The organism is Candidatus Methanoplasma cognatum (genome assembly GCA_009777615.1).
In the GTDB taxonomy this organism is placed as follows: Archaea; Thermoplasmatota; Thermoplasmata; order Methanomassiliicoccales; family Methanomethylophilaceae; genus Methanoplasma; species Methanoplasma cognatum.
In genome coordinates, this window is the sequence record WRLM01000001.1 from 174,154 (window position 1) to 194,721 (window position 20,568).

Consider the following 20,568-nt stretch of genomic DNA (forward strand, 5'->3'; position numbering starts at 1 on the left):
GATGGCCGACGAAGTGTATAAAGCGCCGACCGTTCAGGAGATATCCGATCTCCTCCGGAGCGAATTCCCCGGAAAGGTGGAGATCACCGGCACCGAGGAAAGGAGGGTGTATGCAAAAGCGGACAGAGATTCGATCCACGAGATATGCGCATACATCCAAAAGAATCTGACATTTGAGCACGTGACTTCGATAATGGGCAACGATATGGTGGATCACATGGAGGTGATCTACCATCTGTCCAACTATTTCAACGGGGTAATCATAGTGCTGACGGCCGAACTCCCGGCGGATGACCTTCACATAAGGTCGGTGGCGGGAATATGGGTCGGAGGGAACTGGCACGAGAGAGAAACCTATGAGTTATTCGGGATCATCTTCGACGGACACCCGAAACTCCAGAGGCTGCTCACGCCGGACACCTATGAGTTCTATCCGTTCAGGAAATCATATAAGCTAAGGGGGCAGGAATGATGGCCAAAGACACAATAGACATCAAAGCCGAGACCTCCCCCATCCATACGGATAAGATGTGGGTCATAATGGGCCCGCAGCACCCATTCTCCCACGGGCTTTGGACGCTCAAGGTCCAGCTGGACGGAGAGATAGTGAACGATGCCGAACCTATAATCGGCTACCTGCACAGAGGCTGGGAGAAAGAATGCGAGAACAGGACGTATCCGAAGATCATACCGATGGCGGACCGTCTCTGCTATGCCGCATCCATGACATACACCCACCTGTACTGCATGACAGTAGAGAAGGCATTGGGCATCGACATACCTGAAAAAGCAAAATATATAAGGATACTGGCGGACGAGATCTGCCGCATCCAGTCCCACCTGATGTGGCTCGCGGCGGTGGGCACCGACCTCGGCAACCTCACAGTGTTCCTGTGGGCGATGAGGGAGAGGGAGTTCTTCATGGACCTTAACGTAAGAATGTGCGGCGCAAGGATGACTACCAACTTCCCCCGCATCGGCGGAGTAAGGAACGACATCGACGACGAGTTCGCAATGTTCGCCACAAGATGCGTTGAGCGCTTCGAGAAAGCGATATGGGACATAATAGCGATGGTGGACGACTCGTCGGTATTCGTTTCAAGGATGAGAGGCACCGGCGTCCTCACGAGAGAGGAATGCGCCAACCTGGGAATAACCGGGCCGGCGATGAGAGGCACCGGCGTGGACTTCGACGTACGCCGCGACGATCCCTATGATAACTATGACAAAATGGACTTCGAGGTGCCCGTGATAAAGGACGGGGACTCATATGCCAGATACAGGGTCAGGATCGAGGAGTTATTCCAATCCTGCAAGATAATCAAACAGGCTCTGCAGAAGATCAAAGCCATCGGCCGAAACGCGCCGTACAGGCTCAAAGTACCCTCAAAAGTACCCGCAGGAAGGTCGTTCATGAGAATGGAGGACCCCCGCGGCGAGTCGATGATGCAGCTGATATCCGACGGATCCGAAAAACCGTACAGGCTAAAGGTACGCAGTCCGATCTTTGTGAACGTGTCGGCGTCCAAACCGCTGGTCCAAGGATGCAGAGTGGCTGACGTCCCGGTCGTTATGGCGATGATAGACATGTGTCTGGGAGAGACCGACAGGTGATAAAATGGCGTACAGCAGCATTTTGGATTGGATACAGTTCAAGGATGTGATGGATAATCCATTCTATCCCTACGGGTCGTACAATCTTCCGTTCGACCTCTCATACAAAATATGGGAGATCCTGGGAGGCCTCATCGCGTGGCTCGTCAATCTCATTTTCCCCGGCAACGGGTTATCGACTTGGCTGGTATCGGACGAGGTCTCCAACATATTCGCCATTGTCGTATTCATGGTTCTGATATTCCTGATCGCTTTCGTCGTTACGTTGCTGTCTTTATGGATGGAGCGTAAGGTCCTCGGAAGGGTCATGGACAGAAGAGGCACCATGATCGGACTGAAAGGATTCATGCAGTGTCTGGCCGACGGATTCAAGACGTTCATGAAAGAGAACACGATCTCAAGGAACGTCGACAAGAAGACATACTTATGGACGGCGGCCCTCATTATCGGCACATCTGCGCTGATCGCGTGTATGATCCCCCTCTCCCCGAGGTGGTACGTCGTCGATTACGGAACAGGCCTGCTGATAATCATGGCTCTGTTCGCCCTGGCGCCGTTCTTCATACTGGTGTCGGGGTGGGCGCAGAACAATAAATATTCGCTGATAGGAGGGATGAGAGCCGCCGAGCTGATGATCTCCTATGAAGTGCCGATGCTGATAATGATAGCATCCACCTGCCTGCTGGCGGGAAGCTTCAACATCGGCGACATTGTCAACGCGCAGTTCGATACGGTCTGGTTCTTCATTCCCCAGATAATCGGTTTCATCACTTTCATATTCTGCGCGACCGCCGAGGCGGAACGCGTGCCGTTCGATATAGCGGAAGCGGAGGCGGAACTTGTCGAAGGATGGCAGACAGAGTATGCGGGTATGAAATGGGGCCTGATCATGCTGGCGGACTACTTCAGAGGATACGTCTCATGCGCCATGGTGGTCATAATGTACCTGGGCGGATGGCTGATACCCTTCGCGCCGATGGACATAAACGGATGGGCCCCGGAGATAGTGTTCCTGGCCAAGGTCTGGATGGTATTCTTCATAATGATAATACTGAGAGGAGCGCTCGCGCGTGTGAGGACGGATCAGATCGTCAACATAGGTTGGAAAGTGTTCATGCCGCTGTCGGTAGCGAACCTTGCGGTCGTACTTCTGCTTAAACTGGGAGGTGTGTTCTGATGGTCAAAGAATACATGGACAAATACCCGAGGAGCCCGGCAAAGACCCTGTGGGTCATGAAGCCGGTGTCAAAGGCCCTTAAGATCTTCTTCAAGACGATCGCTCACAGGCCGGTCACTATCCTGTATCCTTACGAAAAGATGTGGATGCCGGAGAACTACCGCGGACGCCCCGGACTAAGGTTTGACAAGTGCGTCGCATGCGGCATGTGCGTAAAGATGTGTCCGACATCCTGTATCAAACTCGTCGAAACAGACGACAGCGCGGGACAGAAGGTCAAGAGGCCGCAGATCAACATAGGAAGATGCGCGATGTGCGGATACTGTGCGGAATACTGCCCGGTGGACGCCATGACCGTCACCCCCGAGTTCGAGCTCGCCGAATATACAAGAGAGGACCTGATATACGGTCCGAAGAGGCTTGCTTACGACGGAATAACCGAGAAGATGGAGATCCATCTCGAACAGACATTGATGTCAGATATAGAGAACGGGAACCCCGAGAGAAGGGTGTCACCGTTCATGATCGACAGGCCGGTCCTGGACGCGGCCAAATGCATAAGCTGCAAGAGATGCGAGAAGGTGTGTCCAGTGAACGCCGTTAAGATGGTGGAGCACGGAGTGAACGAAAAAGGCAGGCCGATACTGTACCCTGAGTTCAATAATGACACCTGTATTTGCTGTGAGAATTGCGTGGAGGACTGTCCCAAGGACGCCCTTCACATTAACGAGGTGCTATAATGGGTATAATGGAGATCCTTAATGATATTTGGAACGGATTTAGCGATCTGATGGGATACCTCTGGGCGAACTCGGACCTTGTGGCCTTCGTCGTACTGGCCGCGATAGCCATAGCCGCCGCGTTGTACGTGGTGACCGCGAAAGAGGTGGTGCACAGCGCATTCTACCTCGCCCTCGTGTTCGTGTGCGTGGCGGTCACATTCTTCTTCCTGGAGGCAGAGTTCATCGGCGTCATACAGATGCTGGTGTACGTGGGCGCAATAACCATACTGTTCGCGTTCAGCATCATGCTGACAAGAAGATACATAATGCGTCCGGGAGGTGATGGGGATGAATAAGAAGGTCGTGATAGGCGTTTTCGCGGCGGGAATGCTGCTGGCAGTGCTCGCGCTGTCAGTGGTTGCAACGGATTGGAATGACTACGTCGATAACGAGTCCCCTCAAAGCATCGACTTCGTCGGCACGGACGTACCCAAAGTTACGCAGGATGAACACGGGAACGACATACTCGAAGTCATGAAGGATGAACACGGGAACGACATGGTGGATGAAAACGGGAATCCGATTTATGTCATGGTCATGGACCCCAATTCGCTCAACTTCGCACTGTTTGAGAAATACGGTCCGCTGATGCTCATTCTGGCACTGCTTATGTTCGGTGCCATGATAGGCGGCGTATGCGTAGCCAGAGAGGAGGTGGAAAGCGATGATACCGATTGAGGTCTACCTAATATTCGCGGCCATACTCTTCGCTATAGGAGCGTACGGCGTGATAGCAAAGAACAACACCATCGTTGTTCTGATGTGCATAGAGCTGATGCTCAATGCGGCTAATATCAATTTCATTGTGTTCGCAGCGTTCTCAACGGACGTGTTGGGACAGGTGTTCGTTATAATGTCCATATCTGTGGCAGCGGCAGAGGTTGCGGTAGGTATCGCGATACTGCTCAATGCATATAAGATGAAGAACACGACCGAGGCCGACAGCCTCACATCCATGAGGTGGTAAGATGTTCATAGAATATACTTGGCTGGTCCCGCTGGTCCCAATGCTCTGTTTCGTGATCGTAGGGTTCTTCGGAAAGAAGATGCCCGAGGGAGGAGGCCCGGTCGTCATAGCCGGCGCGCTGTTCGCTTGCGTCCTTTCCGTTCTCGTATCTTACGAGTTCTTCACGTCCTCCGCATACGCGGAACTGGGCTATGTGACGGAGCATATCGAATGGTTCTCAGTAGGCACTCACACAATCAATATAGGATACTACATCGACAGCCTCTCATGTCTTATGATGATATTCGCGTCCTTCATTTCGACGCTGATATTTGTCTATTCGATAGGATACATGCACGATGAAGGCGTGAAGAAGAGAAGGTATTATGCAGAAGTGTCTCTCTTCCTTGTCGGAATGCTTGGACTCGCGATCTCAAGCAACTTCCTCATGATGTTCGTGTTCTGGGAGATAATGGGCCTCTGCTCGTATCTCCTGATAGGATACTGGAGCTTCAACCACCCCAATGGCGACGACGCTTCGGACAACGCCGCATCTGCGGCGAAGAAAGCGTTCCTCGTCACCAGGCTGGGAGACATATGTCTTCTGGGAGGGTTGTTCGTCCTGCTGTTCGAATTCCAAAGTCTTGACTACACTGTGGTGTTCGACGCCGCCGTTATGGCGGGCGTGGACTCAAATATGATCATGCTCGCAAGCCTCCTGATATTCGGAGGAGTGATAGGAAAGAGCGCGCAGTTCCCGCTTCTGGATTGGCTTCCGGATGCGATGGCCGGCCCCACGACCGTTTCCGCATTGATACATGCGGCGACGATGGTCAAGGCAGGGGTGTACCTCGTAGCAAGATGCTTCCCGCTGTTCACGCAGAACCCGGAAGTGATGTTGTTCGTCGGGGTCATCGGAGGTATAACGGCGTTCTTCGCCGCTACCATGGCGCTTAATAATATGAATATAAAGAAAGTACTGGCTTATTCCACGCTATCGCAACTTGGATACATGTTCGTGGCGCTGGGAGCCGGCGGATACCTGATGGCGCTGGGAATAGAGTCCGGCGACCACCACCTGATAGCGGCCGGAGCGGTAGGTTACACAGCAGGATGCCTGCACATGGTTAATCATGCGTTCTTCAAAGCGCTACTCTTCCTGGGGTCGGGATCGGTGATCCACTCCACTGGAACAGAGGACATGAGGGAGATGGGAGGACTCCATAGTAAGATGAAGATAACCTCCGTCACAATGCTTATAGGCTCTCTGTCGATCGCGGGATTCCCGCTCTTCAGCGGGTTCTGGTCGAAAGAGGTGGTGCTGGAAACCATTATGCACGCCGGAGATTACGGCACGGAGGGGTACCTGTTCACGATCATGTGGGTACTTGCGGTGGTGACAGCGTTCATGACAGCATTCTACATGTTCCGCATGTGGTACATGACCTTCAAGGGAAGGCCGGGTCACGGAACGGAACACTGCCACGGGGAGTCCCCGAAGAGCATGACGATCCCCTTGATGATACTGGCGCCCTTCGCCGCCGCGCTAGGCGTGGTGCTGCTGTTAGGCTTTGGTGACTACACTACTATTACATACGGTCTCGATGCAAGTGACCCTTTCACCTACCTAAAGTTCAAGGTAGGGTATGGACACGGGCATGGGATGGTGGAATGGCTTGAGGATATATTCCTGAGCGTATACACCTACATCACGATAGCCTTGGTGCTGATAGCGATAGCCGTTGCGCACCTGATGTACAGCAAGATGTCCGTCAGCCCCGGCAAGTTCAACAAGGATGGAAACTCCTGGCTCTACAAAGCCCTCACCAAGAGATGGTGGTTCCCGCAGCTTTATGACCAGATAGGATGGAAGATGGGCAACGGCATCGCAAAGGGAGTGGAGTTCGTGGATACTCAAGTGGTCGACGGGACCGTCAACGCATTGTCGGCGGCGGTCGTAGGAGGCGGAGAGTCCATCAGCAAGATGCAGACTGGGAACGTTCGCGATTACACTGCGGTCATAGCGATAGGCATTGTTGTGCTTGCGGCGATACTTGCATTGCTCTACTTCGTAGGAGGTGCGTAAATGTTCTATGATCTTCCGTTCGAAGTGCCATACCTTCTGACCCTATTGTTGGTCTTGCCGCTCATCGGGGCGGTGGCGACCCTCGCAATGGGCGGAGAGAGGCAGAAATATGCGAAATACGTGGCGGGAGCGTTCTCAGGTATCACCATGGTACTTTCCATAGTGCTACTGTTCACTCCTAATCCGTCCGTGTACCTTGAAAACTACGCTTGGATAGAGACGAATGGCGTCAGGATGTCATACATCCTTACGGTTGACGGCCTGAGTATACTGATGGTGTTCCTTACCGGAGTGCTGGTATTCCTGTCGACGGTGTTCTCCGCCCGTGAGAATGACCGGCCCCACTACTTCTTTGCCTTACTCTTGGCAATGGAAGTGGGGCTGATGGGTGTGTACATGGCCGGAGATTACTTCCTCTTCTTCATAATGTGGGAAGTGACCCTGGTCCCGATGTATTTCATGATATCGTGGTTCGGAGGCCCGAGAAGGCACTACGCCGCTATCAAGTTCTTCATCTACACACACGTGGCAAGCCTGGTCATGCTGATCGGTATCTTTGCCCTCGTGTTCGGAGCGGCCGGCAGTAGCGGCTTGGCGGACTTCTCATTCGCTGCGGTGAAGGATGGAATAGCCAATGGAATAATCGCCGGGACCATCAGCCCCATCTTCCAAACTCTGGTCTTCGGTTTGCTGTTCTTCGGGTTCGCCGTGAAAATGCCGATCGTGCCCTTCCACACGTGGCTGCCCGACGCGCACACCGAGGCGCCGACCGCAGGGTCGGTGCTCTTGGCAGGAGTCATGCTTAAGATGGGTTCCTATGGTATAATCCGGATCTGTCTGGAGGTGCTTCCAGATGGCGCGGTTTCCTGGCAGCCGATGATGGTATTCATTGGTATCCTTGCGATGATATATGGCGCATATGCCTGCATTGCTCAGAAGGATCTCAAAAAAATGGTCGCATTCTCGTCGATCAGTCATATGGGTATGGTCATGATCGCCATCGCGTGTCTTTCCGACATAGGGGTACAGTTCGCAGTCTTCCAGATGTTCGCGCATGGTCTGATCTCGGCAGTGCTGTTCATGGTCTGCGGAGCCGCTGGCCACAGTATAGGGACAAGAGAGATACCTCTGCTCGGCGGCATCGCCGGAAAGCTGCCGCTGTTGGCAGGGTTCATGATGTTCGGTTTCTTGGCATCTCTGGGCCTTCCGGGCCTTGTCGGGTTCGTGGCGGAGTTCGGGATAATATTCTCCTTCTATAACTACGCACACCCGGACATGCTGTGGCTGGTCGCATTCTGTTTGATCACGCTGCTGCTGACCGCCGGCTACTATTTGTGGGCGATACAGAGAAGCATGTTCGGAAGGCTTACCACCAAGATCGACCTCTCACACATACATGATCTGAACAGGCCGGAAGTGATAGCGCTCGGCGCCACATGTGCGCTCATAGCGCTGTTCGGCCTGTGGCCGGACCTCGCCCTTGGTTTCATCAAAGGCTATTTGCCCACTATCCCCTGGCTGGAGGTGGTCTGAGTGATAGACAGTACCATAGTAACAACAATATTCGGGGATTTCGCCCCACTGGCGCCCATGATCATCCTGATGATAGGCGCGCTGATAATGCCGGCGGTGTTCTTCGGCACGAAGAGAAAGGATGTTGTGACGATAGTCACCATAGCAGTGATCCTGATATCGGCATTCTTCAACCTACTGATGATGGCCGGTGGATATGAAGGACTATATCCCGATTCCATCGCAGACCCGACACTCTATACGCTATTCACTTACGACACGTTCGCCGGCGTGATGATACTGCTGTTCCAGGTAGTGGCGTTCCTCACCGCTTTGGTCACCGTATCGAGCAGTGAGACGACCAGGATGCACTATGGCGCATTCAACTCGCTGCTGCTTGCGGCGGTGGTCGGGATGATGTTCGTCGCCACCGCGAATGATCTGATAACGATCTTCATCGGGGTCGAGCTGGCAAGTATTGCCTCTTACGTACTGGTGGCAATGAAGAGGAGCGACCCGAGAGCGGCAGAAGCGGCCGTCAAATACGTCATCATCGGCGGGATGTCGACAGCCCTGACACTATATGGTCTGTCAATGCTCTACGGCATTGCCGGGACCACCAACATATCGGAGATCGCACTTGAGCTTGTTGCGCAAGGAGAATTAAGCTGGGCGTTCGGCATTGCTGTGATAACGATGGTCGCGGGCTTCGGATTCAAGATCGCGGCGGTCCCCTTCCATATGTGGGCGCCGGATGTGTACGAGGGAGCGGCGACGCCGGTGTCGATGTTCCTCGGGACCGGATCGAAGAAAGTCGGTTTCGTGGCGCTGTTCAAGATCTTCCTGGTGATATTCGTCATCGCAAACGCGGTGAACTTCGACATGATAGAAGTTCAGTACATGTTCGCGATAATCGCGGCGATCACGATGACGGTCGGAAACGTCGTAGCGATAGCTCAGAATAATATCAAGAGGATGCTCGCATACTCTAGCATAGCTCAAGCAGGTTACATCCTCATAGTGATGGCGGTCGCGACCGATTACGCACTGTCCTCCGGTCTGTTCTACATGTTCGCACATGTGTTCATGAAAGGCGGAGCGTTCTTGGTGGTGGGCGCGCTGATAACAGTTGGAATAGGAGAGAAGATCTCAGACTACCGCGGTTTGTCCAAGAGGGCACCTTTCATTGCTGCTGCAATGATGCTGTTCCTCTTCGCTCTGGCTGGCATACCCTTTACGGCGGGATTCACAGGAAAGTTATTCCTGTTCTCGTCAGCCATATATGATAACGGTGTGATGACCCAATGGATATGGCTCGCGTTCATCGCGATACTGAACTCCGCGATCTCTCTGTACTATTACACGAGGGTAGTGAGGACCATGTTCATCGACATAGGGGAAACGACCGAGAGGATCAAGATACCGAAGACGTTCACGGCGGCAATCGCGTTCTGTCTGGCATTTGTCCTCATACTTGGTGTATATCCTCAGCTTATCATGGACTTCTGCGCAGAGGCGGCGTCGGCACTGCTAAGTTAAAACCCTTTCCCAATCCCTTTATTTTTCCTTTATGGCAGGTAACACGCGGCGCGCGTTCCACACGGTGTAACCAAACTCTCTTATTAATCGGGCAGTGAAATGCCGAGTCAATTTTTGCATCCGGAAGAGAAACATTCGAATAAGCGCAATCCGGAATTCCCGCTCGCCAGAATACATGACCGGCGGATAGGATCATGTGCGTCTCGCCCGCCGACGGCGGAAGAACCAGGTAGAAAACAGTTAAGTAGATACTTAACATCCCCGAACCAATGGATGAGCTCTGGCATTCTTCTATCTCTGAGGATCTGGAAAAAGTAGAGAGACTTATGATGGATACCGTAAGGTCCAAAAACCAGGAACTCACCGAGATATGCAGATATGTCCTAGGTTCGAACGGTAAGAGGATAAGGCCGTCCATGTGTCTGCTCTCGCACCGCGCATGCGGCGGAAAGGAGATCAGAAAAGCGATAGACGTCGCGACCGCCATCGAGATAATCCACAACGCCACACTCATCCATGATGACATCAACGACCGCGGCGACCTCAGAAGAGGGGCTCAGGCCGCATACAAGAAGTATTCTGTTGGAAAATCTATCATTGCGGGCGATTTCATGTTCGCCACCGGATATAGGCTCATCGGCACGGCGTCCCCGGAGGTTGTGGACTACATAGTCGAAGCATCCGCCGCGATGGGTGCCGGCGAATTTGAACAGAAGGATCTCGAGCACAGCGTCGGGGCGACAGAAGAAGAATACATGAAAATAATCGAAGGGAAGACCGCAAAGCTGATAGAGTGCGGCGCGAAGATAGGCGCGTTCCTGGCAGGGGTTGACGGCGAAACGATCTACAACACAGGAGAGTTCGCCTTCCGTACAGGCATGGCATTCCAGATCGTGGACGACATTCTGGATGTGACCGGCGACGAAGGAAAGACGGGGAAAAGGATCGGCAGCGACATAATGGAAGGGAAGCCGACGCTTCCTACGATATATGCAATGCAGGACCCAGTCCACGGCGGCGCGGTAAAGGAGCTGTTCAGTAAAAGGGAGCTGGAGTGGTCGGAAGTGTCCGAGGCGATAGCGCTGATAAAGAAGACCGACGCCGTACCGAGATGCTTTGAAAAAGCGAAAAGCATCGCAAAGGCCTCGATACCTTTCCTCGACGGTATTGACGACTCCCCGTACAAAAGATCCCTGATCGGTCTTTCAAATTTTATCGTGGACCGCAACAGGTGATCGCCGGATGAGAACGGATATTCTGGTCGTAGGGTCCGGACCCGCAGGAGCGACGGCGGCAAAATATGCCGCCGCAAAAGGGGCGAGGGTGATCATGATTGAAAGGAGGCCGGAGGTCGGCGTTCCGGTAAGGTGCGGCGAGATGATGCCCTCTAATGAGGAGATAATCAAAATGTTCCCGAATGCGGGGGACATAGCCTCTCTGTTCGATATGCCGAAGAATCTTAGATCAAGGGAGATCGAAGGGATAAAGCTCATAGATCCAAAAGGGAAGGAAAGGCTTCTGGATTTCAGCGGGTACACAACGGACAGGGACGCTTTTGACAAACACCTCGTGTCCGAGGCGGAGAAGGAAGGTGCGGAACTGATCACCGGCTGTCTTTTCAAGAAGACACAGGGAGGAAAGGCGCTGACGTCCTCAGGCGAAATAGAATATGACGTGATCATCGGTGCGGACGGCCCTGGTTCAAAGGTCGCTAAGGCCTTCGGCCTTCCGAAGAACAGCGACCCGTACCCGGCGGTCACCGCCCAGGCGAAAGGCGATTTTGAACCGTATGTTCAGATGTTCTTCGGCGGGATCGCGCCGGGAGCATACGGCTGGATAATCCCTAAGAAAGGTCAGGCGAATGTCGGTGTGGGACTATCCCCTAAATTTGCGCCCGGAACGGTAAGCGAACATTTCGAGAAGTTCAGGGAGAAGCATGACTTCAATGTCATAACAAGGCTCGAAGGCAAATACGTCCCGAGCAGGGGAATGCTGCCCGGGCTGGTGTCCGGCAACGGCATGATCGTCGGAGACGCCGCCGGCCAGGTGATACCCGTCAACGGCGGGGGGTTGCCGCTTGCCCTAATCGCGGGAAAGGTCTGCGGCGAGGTCGCCGGAGATAATATCATCAACGACCGCAGTCTGACGGATTATCAGAATGAATGCATGAGGATATTCCGCAAGCCTCTCAGGATCGCCACGAGCAACAAAAGACTCGCGGACGTATTGGCCTTCGGATCCGACAGGAGGACAGAGATATGCATGAGCATCCTCGGCACAAGGCGCATGGGCAACCTCATCAGGTGCAAGCGCATATTCCCATGATCATCGTTTTCTGTGCGCTTTCATCCCGGAGCCGCAGATCGGGCACTCGTCGATCTTTTCTTTGAACCACTTTCCGCACCCTATGCACCGGTAGTTCCATTTTTCCACTTTCTTTATCGCGGCCATCCCGACCGGCCTGAAAGGGATCCCCATGATGCGGGACACGTTCTGGATGGAATAGTCGTCTGTAAGTATGGCCCCTCCGGTGTCAAGCGCAAGAGCCAGCACAGTGATGTCAACGGGCGACAGCCTCCCGAGGTCGCCGCTTTTTCTGGCGATTTCGGTCACCTTTTCGACAGATTCCTTTGTGCAGTCGGAGATCCTGAGGAGGTCCCCCCAAAGATCTATCCTCCTGTCGTCATGCTTAGCAAGCTCGTCGACGACGCCGGGAGGACATAGGAACTCCTCATCGGGCAACCCTTCCATCGAAAAAAGCGCCGAACTGTCCAAGATTAGCATACCTAAGCATACGCTAAAGGAGTTATTTATTTTCCTGAAAGGGATTCAAAAATACACATCTCAGACATCAAAAATGCCGTGCTCCGTGGTCAGAGGGATCAAATAATGGCTACCATTTGATTCAGGGTCCCGTTGTGGTTTTTTCCCGTCAAGGTAAATCCGCAGGACTCATAATATTCTTTTAATCTGTCTTTGCAGTCTAAGCGTATCACCTTGCACCCGAACATCTCATTTCCTTTGGAGAATATGTCAAAGGCGCGTTCAATCATCTCTCTCCCGAATCCTTTCTCCGTGCCGTCCGCTTTTGCCAACTGCCCTAAGAGATACGCCTGCGCAACCCCGCGGTCGATGTTCATCTGCATGAGTACGTCTTCCGGGATGCTGTGATGTTCATCAACCGCAAGGCATTTGACCGCCAGTGTGAAGAACCCTTTGATAATGTCTACGCCGGGGTCGGTTTCTTCCAGAAACAGATATGTTCTGGAAATACCATTTTTCTCATGCATGACCGCAATCCTGTTCAGGAAGTTCTCGGCGGCCGGTTCAGCCGAGCACCTGAATGAAGATAAAAGGGAGCGGAGTTCGCTTTCACTCATCTCTGAGATCAGAGTGCGAAGTCTGTTGAAGAAACGACTCACTGGGAACTCTCCTTGTTCTTCTCTGATCTGCGTTTCTCTAAGATCTCTTTCATGATCCTTTCGTCCTCTTCGAGTTCTTTCATCACATCGTGTTTGGGTACATAGGGTCCTCTCTGTTCCGCGGCTTCGAAAGCTTCCACTAACTTTCGCGCCTTTTCAGGAGTATCTATGACCAGCATTTCGTAGAAAGATTCGATCGGCATGTTATTCTTGCCTTTCCGATTGGTATGGGGGTATATATCTTTGCTGAATACAGTCAGCCTAATTGTTTCATCGAAGCCGCAGACGCACCGATCTATGGATGGCACAGGGGTTTTTTTGTAAAAGGTTCTCCGAAAGCTTATACGGTCAATCCGCAATCAGCGTCCGAGAGACCGATGGATATCGCCGAAGTTATTCTGATAATGCTCAACGGCCTGTGGCTGTTCATACCCGCAATGCTCCCCAATTCAGCGGCCGCTGCCGTGGGCGGCGGCGCGAAGATCGACTTCGGAAGGATGTGGAGAGGGAAGAGGATACTCGGAGACGGAAAGACCTGGAGGGGCCTGTTCGGAGGAGGCTTCGCAGGCGTCCTCATCGGACTTATAATGATCGCCGCCGCGTCCCTGTGGGATTCGGAGAACTACTGGGGTTTCGGGTCATTCTGGGGCAACGTCGGGATATTGTTCTGTCTTTCATTCGGAGCCATACTGGGGGATCTTATGGGGGCGTTCATAAAAAGAAGGCTCGGAATGGAAAGAGGCCAGAAAGCGCCCGTGCTGGATCAGTATGATTTCGTGTTCGGAGCCTTTCTGGTAACGGCCGTGTTCTTCCCCGGTTGGGTGTACTCGATGTTCATCGAAGGTTGGCACATAGCGGCGTTGATATTCATACTGGCACTTATGTTCGTCATACACAGAGGCGTTAATATAATAGGATATAAACTCGGTTTCAAGAAGGAACCCTGGTGATAAGATGAGCGAGATTTCAAGAGCACTTGAGGAATGCGGGGCGCTTCAGTACGGGGAGTTCACGCTGGCGTCCGGAGCGAAGAGCGATTACTACATTAACATAAAGAAAGCGAGCACTAACCCGAAAGTGCTCTATCTGATATCCCAGCTCATGGCTGAGAAGTTGCAGACCGAGAACCTGCGTCCTGACAGAATAGCCGGGGTGGTCCTCGGATCCATACCGCTGGCGGCCGCACTCTCAATGGCGACCGGCATCCCGTATGTCATGGTCAGGAAGGAGCAGAAGGACCACGGCACAAAGGAGCTGATAGAAGGGGATATTGAGCCGGGGGACAGGGTGCTCGTGGTGGAGGATGTGATAACCACCGCAGGTTCCAGCATCAAGGCCATATCTCTCCTGAGGGAGAGCGGTGCGGCCGTCAGCGACGTACTGACCGTGGTGGACAGAGAAGGCGGCGGGAAAGAGAGCCTGGAAAAGATAGGGGTTTCGCTAATATCCCTTGTAAAGGGTTCAGAAATCGTGAAGGGAAGGAAATGAGACCAGACCCTGACTGCAGATTGTGCGGGCTTTGCGAGCTCCGCACGAAGATCGTCCTCCCGAGCGGAGATCTGAATTCTCCCGTGGTGTTCGTAGGCGAGGCCCCCGGGGAGAGGGAGGACATTCTCGGGAGACCATTCGTGGGGAGGTCGGGAAAGCTTCTGGACGCGATAATGGAAGAGGAAGGAGTGGACCGATCGAAAGTGATGATCACCAACACGGTCAAGTGCCGCCCTCCTGACAACAGGGACCCGACGAAAGAGGAGATGGAGGCATGCCGCCCGTTCCTGGATCACGAATTATCGGGGAGGAAGGTCATCATCGGTCTGGGGAAATCGGCGTGCCGCGACCTTTTAGGCTATGAAGGAAAGATGTCCGCCATAGCGAACACGAAGATGTCGATAAAGATCATGGGGAAAGATGTTCTGTTCATACCGACATATCATCCTGCGGCCTGCATATACAGCAGAGAGTCCAGAGACGCGCTCAGGACAACAATGAGGATCCTGAGGGAAGAGTACCTGGAGGGATGAGTTGAGACCTTCCGGGCTGATGATAGACATGGACGGTACCATCTACAAAGGCGGAGACGTCATACCCGGAGCAAAAGAGTTCACAGAATTCCTCACCGAAGAGAAGATACCGTTCGTCTTTCTGACCAACAATTCTTCGCATACGAGGGAATACTATTTCGATAAGCTGAGGTCGATGGGATTCGGCATCGGCAAAGAGCGCATCCTCACTTCGACCATAGCCACGGCCAGATTCATCAGGGAAAGGAGGGCCGGAAAGAGGGCGTTCGTTATTGCGGCCCCGGATGTGGCCAAAGAGATAGAGGATCTCGGGATCGCAAGCGATGATGAAGACCCGGACATAGTCCTTCTGACTTTCGACAGGACCATCACCTTTGACAAGATCAACAAGGCATATCACCACATAATGAACGGCGCCGAACTGATAGCCACCCACCCGGACGACCTGTGCCCGACGGAGGATTCGTATGACGTGGATATAGGGCAGTTCATCCGTATGCTCTCTTACCTCACAGGAACAACCCCAGTGATCATCGGCAAGCCGAGCGGGCTGATGCTGGAGATGGCCGCAGGCGAGATGGGAGTCGAGAAGAACAATACAATGATGATAGGCGACCGGTTGTATACGGACATGAAGATGGCATCCAATGCCGGTATCGCCTCCGTTCTGGTGCTCACCGGCGAGGCCAAGGCGTCCGACCTCGAGGATATGGAAACAAAGCCAACGCATGTCATAGGGTCGGTGGCCGACATGCCGGAACTCCTGCGGAGGATAAGCAATACGGAGTGAGGGAGGGGAAACTGGCGCGAGATTAGATATATATACGATTCTCGCCCTGGCTCAGCAAGTGAGTCCATTATGAAGTTTCACAGCCCAATGATCATCGTCGCAGACATAGAGAAGAGCAAGAATTTTTACAAAGACGTCCTAAGCGAGACAATATCGCTGGATCTGGGCGCATATGTCGTCATGGGCGGTTTCGCTATGATGGCACGGGACACGTGGAAAGAGCAGACAAAAGACAGCCTCGTTCCGGATAAAAACACCGCACGCTGTTTCGAACTTTATTTCGAGGAGAGCAGATTCGACGACTTCGTCGCGGGGTTGCAAAAGAACACCGAGGTCAGAGGGTTCCAGCCGCTCACCGAGGCGCCATGGGGGCAGCGTACCGTCCGTTTCCTCGACCCCGACGGCCATGTGGTCGAAGTATCGGAGCCGATGGATGAAGTGGTCAAGAGGTTGCTCGCGTCCGGCATGACCCCGCAAGAGGTCTCCGAAAAATCGATGATGCCCATCGAGTTCGTGTTGGAGTGCGAGGCGGAGCGCGGCAAAGCCAAGCGATGACGGGGGACAGGTTCATGGGCTATCCGTGGTTAGAAGAGTACTGCGTGTCGAAAAAAGGCGCGGCAAAGGAGCTCAAAGAGGAATGGGGAGCGATAAGGTACACAGTCGGCGGTAAAATGTTCGCAATGCAGGGCAACGACGGCACGGGCAGACCGATAATAACGTTGAAACTGGTGCCCGCGGAAGGACTTCTTCTTCGCGGACAATATGAGGACATCACGGCAGGATACTATATGAACAAAGACCATTGGAACTCCCTCTACCTCGACGGCTCTGTGCCAGAGGATGTCCTTCGGGACATGATCGACAAGTCTTATGCGATCCTTTTTGACTCGCTGCCAAAGAAAGTTCAGAATGAAATAAAACAAGCCGCGCACCTCAAACCATGAGTCCAGGAGGACATCAGCGGGCTTTTCCTGGGTTGTATTTAAATATCGCGCTTGCGTTATTATATTTCGTTCGTGCGCGAACAATGGGATGCATTCGGAGTGTAAAGCTTGCGTTTGCCCTTTGAAAAGGGGTCAATGACGTGTACTTGAAGCAAGTAGAACTAGAGAACTTCAAATCATTCGGAGGGAAACTTATGATACCTCTGATGGAAGGCTACATGGCAGTCACGGGACCGAATGGCTCCGGGAAATCGAACATCACGGATGCGATCCTTTTTGTGCTCGGACCTAAGAGCTCCAAGGCCATAAGGGCCGGAAAACTCACCGACCTGATATTCGACGGCGGGAAGTCGAAGGGCAAGGCGGGATTCATGAAAGTTTCCCTAGTATTCGACAACTCGGACAGAATGATGCCTTGGGACGACGACGTCGTCCGTCTCACCAGGCACGTCAAGATAACGGACGACGGGAAGGATTACGTTTCGTACTTTTACATCAACGACAGAAAATCGTCGCTGACTGAGTTCGACGGTCTCCTCACCAAGGCGAGGATAAGCGCCGACGGCTACAACATGGTGCAGCAGGGAGACGTCACAAGGATCGTGCAGATGGGCAACATGGAGAGAAGGAGGGTCCTGGACGCGATATCCGGGATAGCAAGCTACGACGCAGACATAGAGAAAGCGAGAGGGGAGCGTCAGGAAGCAGAACTCAACATGGAAAGGATCAAGATCGTCGTCGAAGAACTGGAGAAGCAGATCGAGAAACTGGAGAAGGACAAGGAAGATGCGAAGAAGTACATCCAGACCCAGGGCCTTTTAGAGATGGCAAAAGCGCAATCCGTCCACAGGCAGATGCAGATAGAGGAGGCAAAGCTGGAAGGACTGGCCGAGCAGATAGCCTCGATCATTAACGAGATCCAGAAATTGAACGAGAAGAAGGAATCGCTGAAGAGGGAATACGCAGAGAACGAGATAGCCGTCAAAGCGAAAGAGAAAGAGATAGAGGACCGTGTCGGGCCGGAGTACAAAGAGATCAAGGGCAAGATAGAGAAGGCCAAGATCGACATGGCAATGGAGAAGGACCGCGCCGAGCGCGCCGAAGAGGACATTGAAGATCAGGAGTCGGTCAAAGAAGGGCTCGAAAGATCCCTGGGAGAGATCCTGGACGAGCACAAGGGTCTGTCGGCATCGCTTTCAGCCGTCGCCGAACAGCTCGAAGGCCGCGAAAAGGAACTGGCCGCCGCAAAGACGGAAGACGCAAAGATCAGCGAGGAGATGTCCAAACACGGAGGGGAGCATACAAAACTCCAGAACAGGCTCAATGAACTGGAGGCTCTCATCGATTCAAACGAAGAGGCGGAACACGAAGCGGGGATTGCCGCAGCCAAAGCTTTGGCAATAGCGGAAGAGCTCAAAAGATCCAAGGCCGCGCTTGACGAAAGGCTCCAATCCGCCGATTTCGATATCAAAGATGCGGAGTGGAACCTGAAAGAGGTGAAGCAGGAAGCCGGTCCGATGGGCGGGACCGATGAGATATCTAAAAAGATAATCGAAGCCAAGAGGAGAGAGGCCGAGCTGGAAAAGCAGGAGTCGGAGCTCAAGGAGGCGATCAGAAGATTGGATTCCCAGTACAGCGAGCTCATGGCCGAAAAGAAGGTCTCCAACAGGATCAACAAAGGGGACGAAGCGACCGATGCGATAATCGAGCTCAGGAATAAAGGCATGGCGACCGGAATCCACGGAACTGTCCAGGAGCTTGCCACTGTCCAGCCGGGTTACGAGACGGCCCTGTCGGTGGCCGCCGGAGGGAAGATGAGGGCCATCGTCGTCAGCGACGACCAGGTGGCATCAGACTGCATATCATATCTCAAAAAGGAGAAGCTGGGCAGGGTGACGTTCCTGCCGTTGAACAAGATGATGAGCGGCAAGCCCAGGGCTAAGGCGATAATGACCGTCAAGCAGACGGAAGGATACGCCACTGACCTCATTGATTTCGATCAGAAATACACGGACGTGTTCTGGTATGTGTTCCAGGATACCATGGTGGTCAATACGATAGCGGAAGCGAGAACGCTCATGGGAGGCGTCAGGCTGGTTACCAAGAGCGGGGAGCTCCTTGAAGCATCGGGCGCGATGACAGGCGGAACTCTGAGCCCGCAGAGCGTGCTGAAATTCGGCGCGGCGTCGGAATCTAAGCTCGACGAAGTAAGTTCAAAACTGAGGGCGGCCAACGATTCGATGGACCACCTCAGATCCAAACTGAAAGAACTGCGGGACAGCATCCGCGCTATGGACGACGAGATGAGGAAACTGTCCAGCGCAGGCATGGGCGCCCAGGCACAGATCGGACAGCTCACGGCGAAGATATCCGAGCTGAAGAGGTCCAGGCAGCAGCTTGCGGATGAGCTTACGGCAAAGAAGAACGAGTGCGGCGCTGCGGAGAAGCAGCAATCAGATCTTAAATTGAATCTGGACAAGATATCCGCCTCCCTGGCCGCGCTGAGGGATGAAAGGACAGCCGTCAGAGAAAGGATCACGGCGATCGCTCCGGCGGAGATGCAGGAAAGGATACAGAGAGTAAGGGACAGCGTATACGGGCTTTCGAACGAGGTATCGGACCTGCGCTCGCAGAAGAATTCTCTTGAGACGGAGATATCGGGTCTCAACAAGCAGCGCGAATCCCTTGAAAAGCAGATGAGGTCCGCTGAAAAGAAGATCGGGGAAAGCAGAGAACAAATAACCGCCCACGAGAAAGAGATAGAGAGGATAACCATCGAGCTTGATGCCCTCAGAAGGATCGAGAGCGAGATGGAAAAGGGCATAGAAGGGCTGAGGGACGAGAAGGACGCCCTGGTGGAAAAAGGATTCAAACTGAACAGCGAAAAGGACTCCGTTCAGGATAAGATAGAGGTCAAGGACGGGATGAAACTGTCCAACGAAGCTCAGGTCAACATCGCCAAAGAGAACCTGGCCCAGATAAAGGCGGAGATGGCGGAGATAAGGATACAGGTGGAACTCCCCATTCCTTCGGAAGAGGAGATAAAACGCACCATAAGGTCTTGCGAAGGTATCCTTTCCAGGATAGGCAACGTGAACCTCCGCGCGATCGAAGATTACGAAGAACGCAAGACCAGGTACGACGGCCTGATGGCCGACATCGGAAAACTCAAGAATCAGATAAAGGAGCTCAGCGATCTAACCGATTCCCTGAACTCGCAGAAGAAGGGGCTGTTCATGCAGTCCTATGACGCGGTGAACAAGAACTTCAAGCAGATATACGAGCAACTCTCCGGCGGAGGGGAAGCGTTCATGGGCCTTGAGAACGAGGACGACCCCTTCCTGGGAGGGCTGACGATAAACGCAAAGCCCAAGAACGGCAAGCTGCTGAGACTGGAAGCGCTCTCCGGAGGAGAGAAGTCCCTGACGGCGCTGGCGTTCATCTTCGCGATCCAAGAATATCAGCCGTCGCCGTTCTACGTGCTGGACGAAGTGGACATGTTCCTGGATTCGGTGAACGCGGAGATGGTGGCGAAGAGGATCAAAGAGAGCTCGGGCAGGGCTCAGTTCATACAGGTGTCCTTAAGGAAAGTGACACTGGCAACGGCCGATCACCTGATCGGGGTGACTAGGCCGCCGTCCGGCATAAGCAAGGTCATAATGCAGCCGGACCTCGCAGAGGTATCAAGATACGAAGAAGAAATTCTTAGAAAACAGGAAACGGAAACTTAAAAAA

Annotated in this window: 22 protein-coding genes; 19 read left to right on the forward strand and 3 right to left on the reverse strand. The window is 53.3% G+C overall.

What is annotated here, in order from left to right; translation table 11 throughout:
- Position 1: 1 nt before the first annotated feature.
- From FWG96_00740 to FWG96_00795, 12 genes are all read left to right on the forward strand, one after another.
- The gene (locus FWG96_00740; protein ID MCL2031793.1) at positions 2 to 472 is read left to right on the forward strand and encodes an NADH-quinone oxidoreductase subunit C; all 471 of its coding nucleotides are present in this window, start codon (positions 2 to 4) and stop codon (positions 470 to 472) included.
- Positions 469 to 1,614, forward strand: a complete 1,146-nt coding sequence (locus FWG96_00745; GenBank protein ID MCL2031794.1) for an NADH-quinone oxidoreductase subunit NuoD — start codon at positions 469 to 471, stop codon at positions 1,612 to 1,614. The genes FWG96_00740 and FWG96_00745 overlap by 4 nt, the downstream gene beginning before the upstream one ends.
- Before the next feature lie 4 nt (positions 1,615 to 1,618).
- The gene (locus tag FWG96_00750; GenBank protein ID MCL2031795.1) at positions 1,619 to 2,791 is read left to right on the forward strand and encodes an NADH-quinone oxidoreductase subunit H; all 1,173 of its coding nucleotides are present in this window, start codon (positions 1,619 to 1,621) and stop codon (positions 2,789 to 2,791) included.
- Positions 2,791 to 3,531, forward strand: a complete 741-nt coding sequence (locus tag FWG96_00755; protein MCL2031796.1) for a 4Fe-4S binding protein — start codon at positions 2,791 to 2,793, stop codon at positions 3,529 to 3,531. The genes FWG96_00750 and FWG96_00755 overlap by 1 nt, the downstream gene beginning before the upstream one ends.
- Positions 3,531 to 3,869, forward strand: coding sequence for an NADH-quinone oxidoreductase subunit J (locus FWG96_00760; GenBank protein MCL2031797.1), 339 nt, complete (start codon positions 3,531 to 3,533; stop codon positions 3,867 to 3,869). Before FWG96_00755 ends, FWG96_00760 begins: the two co-directional genes overlap by 1 nt.
- Complete coding sequence (locus FWG96_00765; protein ID MCL2031798.1) at positions 3,862 to 4,251, forward strand: hypothetical protein; 390 nt, start codon at positions 3,862 to 3,864, stop codon at positions 4,249 to 4,251. Before FWG96_00760 ends, FWG96_00765 begins: the two co-directional genes overlap by 8 nt.
- Positions 4,238 to 4,540, forward strand: coding sequence for an NADH-quinone oxidoreductase subunit NuoK (nuoK, locus tag FWG96_00770; protein MCL2031799.1), 303 nt, complete (start codon positions 4,238 to 4,240; stop codon positions 4,538 to 4,540). Before FWG96_00765 ends, nuoK begins: the two co-directional genes overlap by 14 nt.
- Position 4,541: 1 nt before the next feature.
- Complete coding sequence (locus FWG96_00775) at positions 4,542 to 6,605, forward strand: NADH-quinone oxidoreductase subunit L (GenBank protein ID MCL2031800.1); 2,064 nt, start codon at positions 4,542 to 4,544, stop codon at positions 6,603 to 6,605.
- Positions 6,606 to 8,138, forward strand: coding sequence for an NADH-quinone oxidoreductase subunit M (locus FWG96_00780; GenBank protein MCL2031801.1), 1,533 nt, complete (start codon positions 6,606 to 6,608; stop codon positions 8,136 to 8,138).
- Entirely contained in the window at positions 8,139 to 9,656 is a 1,518-nt protein-coding gene (locus FWG96_00785; GenBank protein ID MCL2031802.1) for an NADH-quinone oxidoreductase subunit N, read from the forward strand.
- A 269-nt stretch (positions 9,657 to 9,925) separates the two neighbouring features.
- Positions 9,926 to 10,891 (forward strand): polyprenyl synthetase family protein, encoded by a 966-nt coding sequence (locus FWG96_00790; protein MCL2031803.1) that lies wholly within the window; start codon positions 9,926 to 9,928, stop codon positions 10,889 to 10,891.
- Positions 10,892 to 10,898: 7 nt separating this feature from the next.
- Positions 10,899 to 11,981, forward strand: a complete 1,083-nt coding sequence (locus FWG96_00795; GenBank protein MCL2031804.1) for an NAD(P)/FAD-dependent oxidoreductase — start codon at positions 10,899 to 10,901, stop codon at positions 11,979 to 11,981.
- Here FWG96_00795 and FWG96_00800 read toward each other — a convergent pair whose 3' ends face one another.
- From FWG96_00800 to FWG96_00810, 3 genes are all read right to left on the reverse strand, one after another.
- The gene (locus FWG96_00800) at positions 11,982 to 12,440 is read right to left on the reverse strand and encodes a nucleic acid-binding protein (GenBank protein ID MCL2031805.1); all 459 of its coding nucleotides are present in this window, start codon (positions 12,438 to 12,440) and stop codon (positions 11,982 to 11,984) included.
- A gap of 98 nt (positions 12,441 to 12,538) precedes the next feature.
- Positions 12,539 to 13,036, reverse strand: coding sequence for a hypothetical protein (locus FWG96_00805; GenBank protein ID MCL2031806.1), 498 nt, complete (start codon positions 13,034 to 13,036; stop codon positions 12,539 to 12,541).
- A 38-nt stretch (positions 13,037 to 13,074) separates the two neighbouring features.
- On the reverse strand, positions 13,075 to 13,281 hold the full coding sequence (locus FWG96_00810; protein MCL2031807.1) for a hypothetical protein: 207 nt from the start codon (positions 13,279 to 13,281) through the stop codon (positions 13,075 to 13,077).
- 174 nt (positions 13,282 to 13,455) lie between these two features.
- Between FWG96_00810 and FWG96_00815 the strand changes: the two genes are divergently transcribed.
- The 7 genes from FWG96_00815 (at position 13,456) to smc (ending at position 20,564) form a co-directional block, all read left to right on the forward strand.
- A complete protein-coding gene (locus FWG96_00815) occupies positions 13,456 to 14,028 on the forward strand; it encodes a CDP-2,3-bis-(O-geranylgeranyl)-sn-glycerol synthase (GenBank protein MCL2031808.1) in 573 nt (190 codons plus the stop codon).
- Positions 14,029 to 14,032: 4 nt separating this feature from the next.
- Positions 14,033 to 14,566, forward strand: a complete 534-nt coding sequence (gene pyrE, locus FWG96_00820) for an orotate phosphoribosyltransferase (GenBank protein ID MCL2031809.1) — start codon at positions 14,033 to 14,035, stop codon at positions 14,564 to 14,566.
- The gene (locus tag FWG96_00825; protein ID MCL2031810.1) at positions 14,563 to 15,099 is read left to right on the forward strand and encodes a uracil-DNA glycosylase; all 537 of its coding nucleotides are present in this window, start codon (positions 14,563 to 14,565) and stop codon (positions 15,097 to 15,099) included. The genes pyrE and FWG96_00825 overlap by 4 nt, the downstream gene beginning before the upstream one ends.
- Before the next feature lies 1 nt (position 15,100).
- The gene (locus FWG96_00830) at positions 15,101 to 15,889 is read left to right on the forward strand and encodes an HAD-IIA family hydrolase (protein MCL2031811.1); all 789 of its coding nucleotides are present in this window, start codon (positions 15,101 to 15,103) and stop codon (positions 15,887 to 15,889) included.
- A 69-nt stretch (positions 15,890 to 15,958) separates the two neighbouring features.
- Positions 15,959 to 16,444, forward strand: coding sequence for a glyoxalase (locus FWG96_00835; GenBank protein ID MCL2031812.1), 486 nt, complete (start codon positions 15,959 to 15,961; stop codon positions 16,442 to 16,444).
- Positions 16,441 to 16,833, forward strand: coding sequence for an MmcQ/YjbR family DNA-binding protein (locus FWG96_00840; GenBank protein ID MCL2031813.1), 393 nt, complete (start codon positions 16,441 to 16,443; stop codon positions 16,831 to 16,833). The genes FWG96_00835 and FWG96_00840 overlap by 4 nt, the downstream gene beginning before the upstream one ends.
- A 140-nt stretch (positions 16,834 to 16,973) precedes the next feature.
- A complete protein-coding gene (smc, locus tag FWG96_00845) occupies positions 16,974 to 20,564 on the forward strand; it encodes a chromosome segregation protein SMC (protein MCL2031814.1) in 3,591 nt (1,196 codons plus the stop codon).
- Positions 20,565 to 20,568 lie beyond the last annotated feature (4 nt).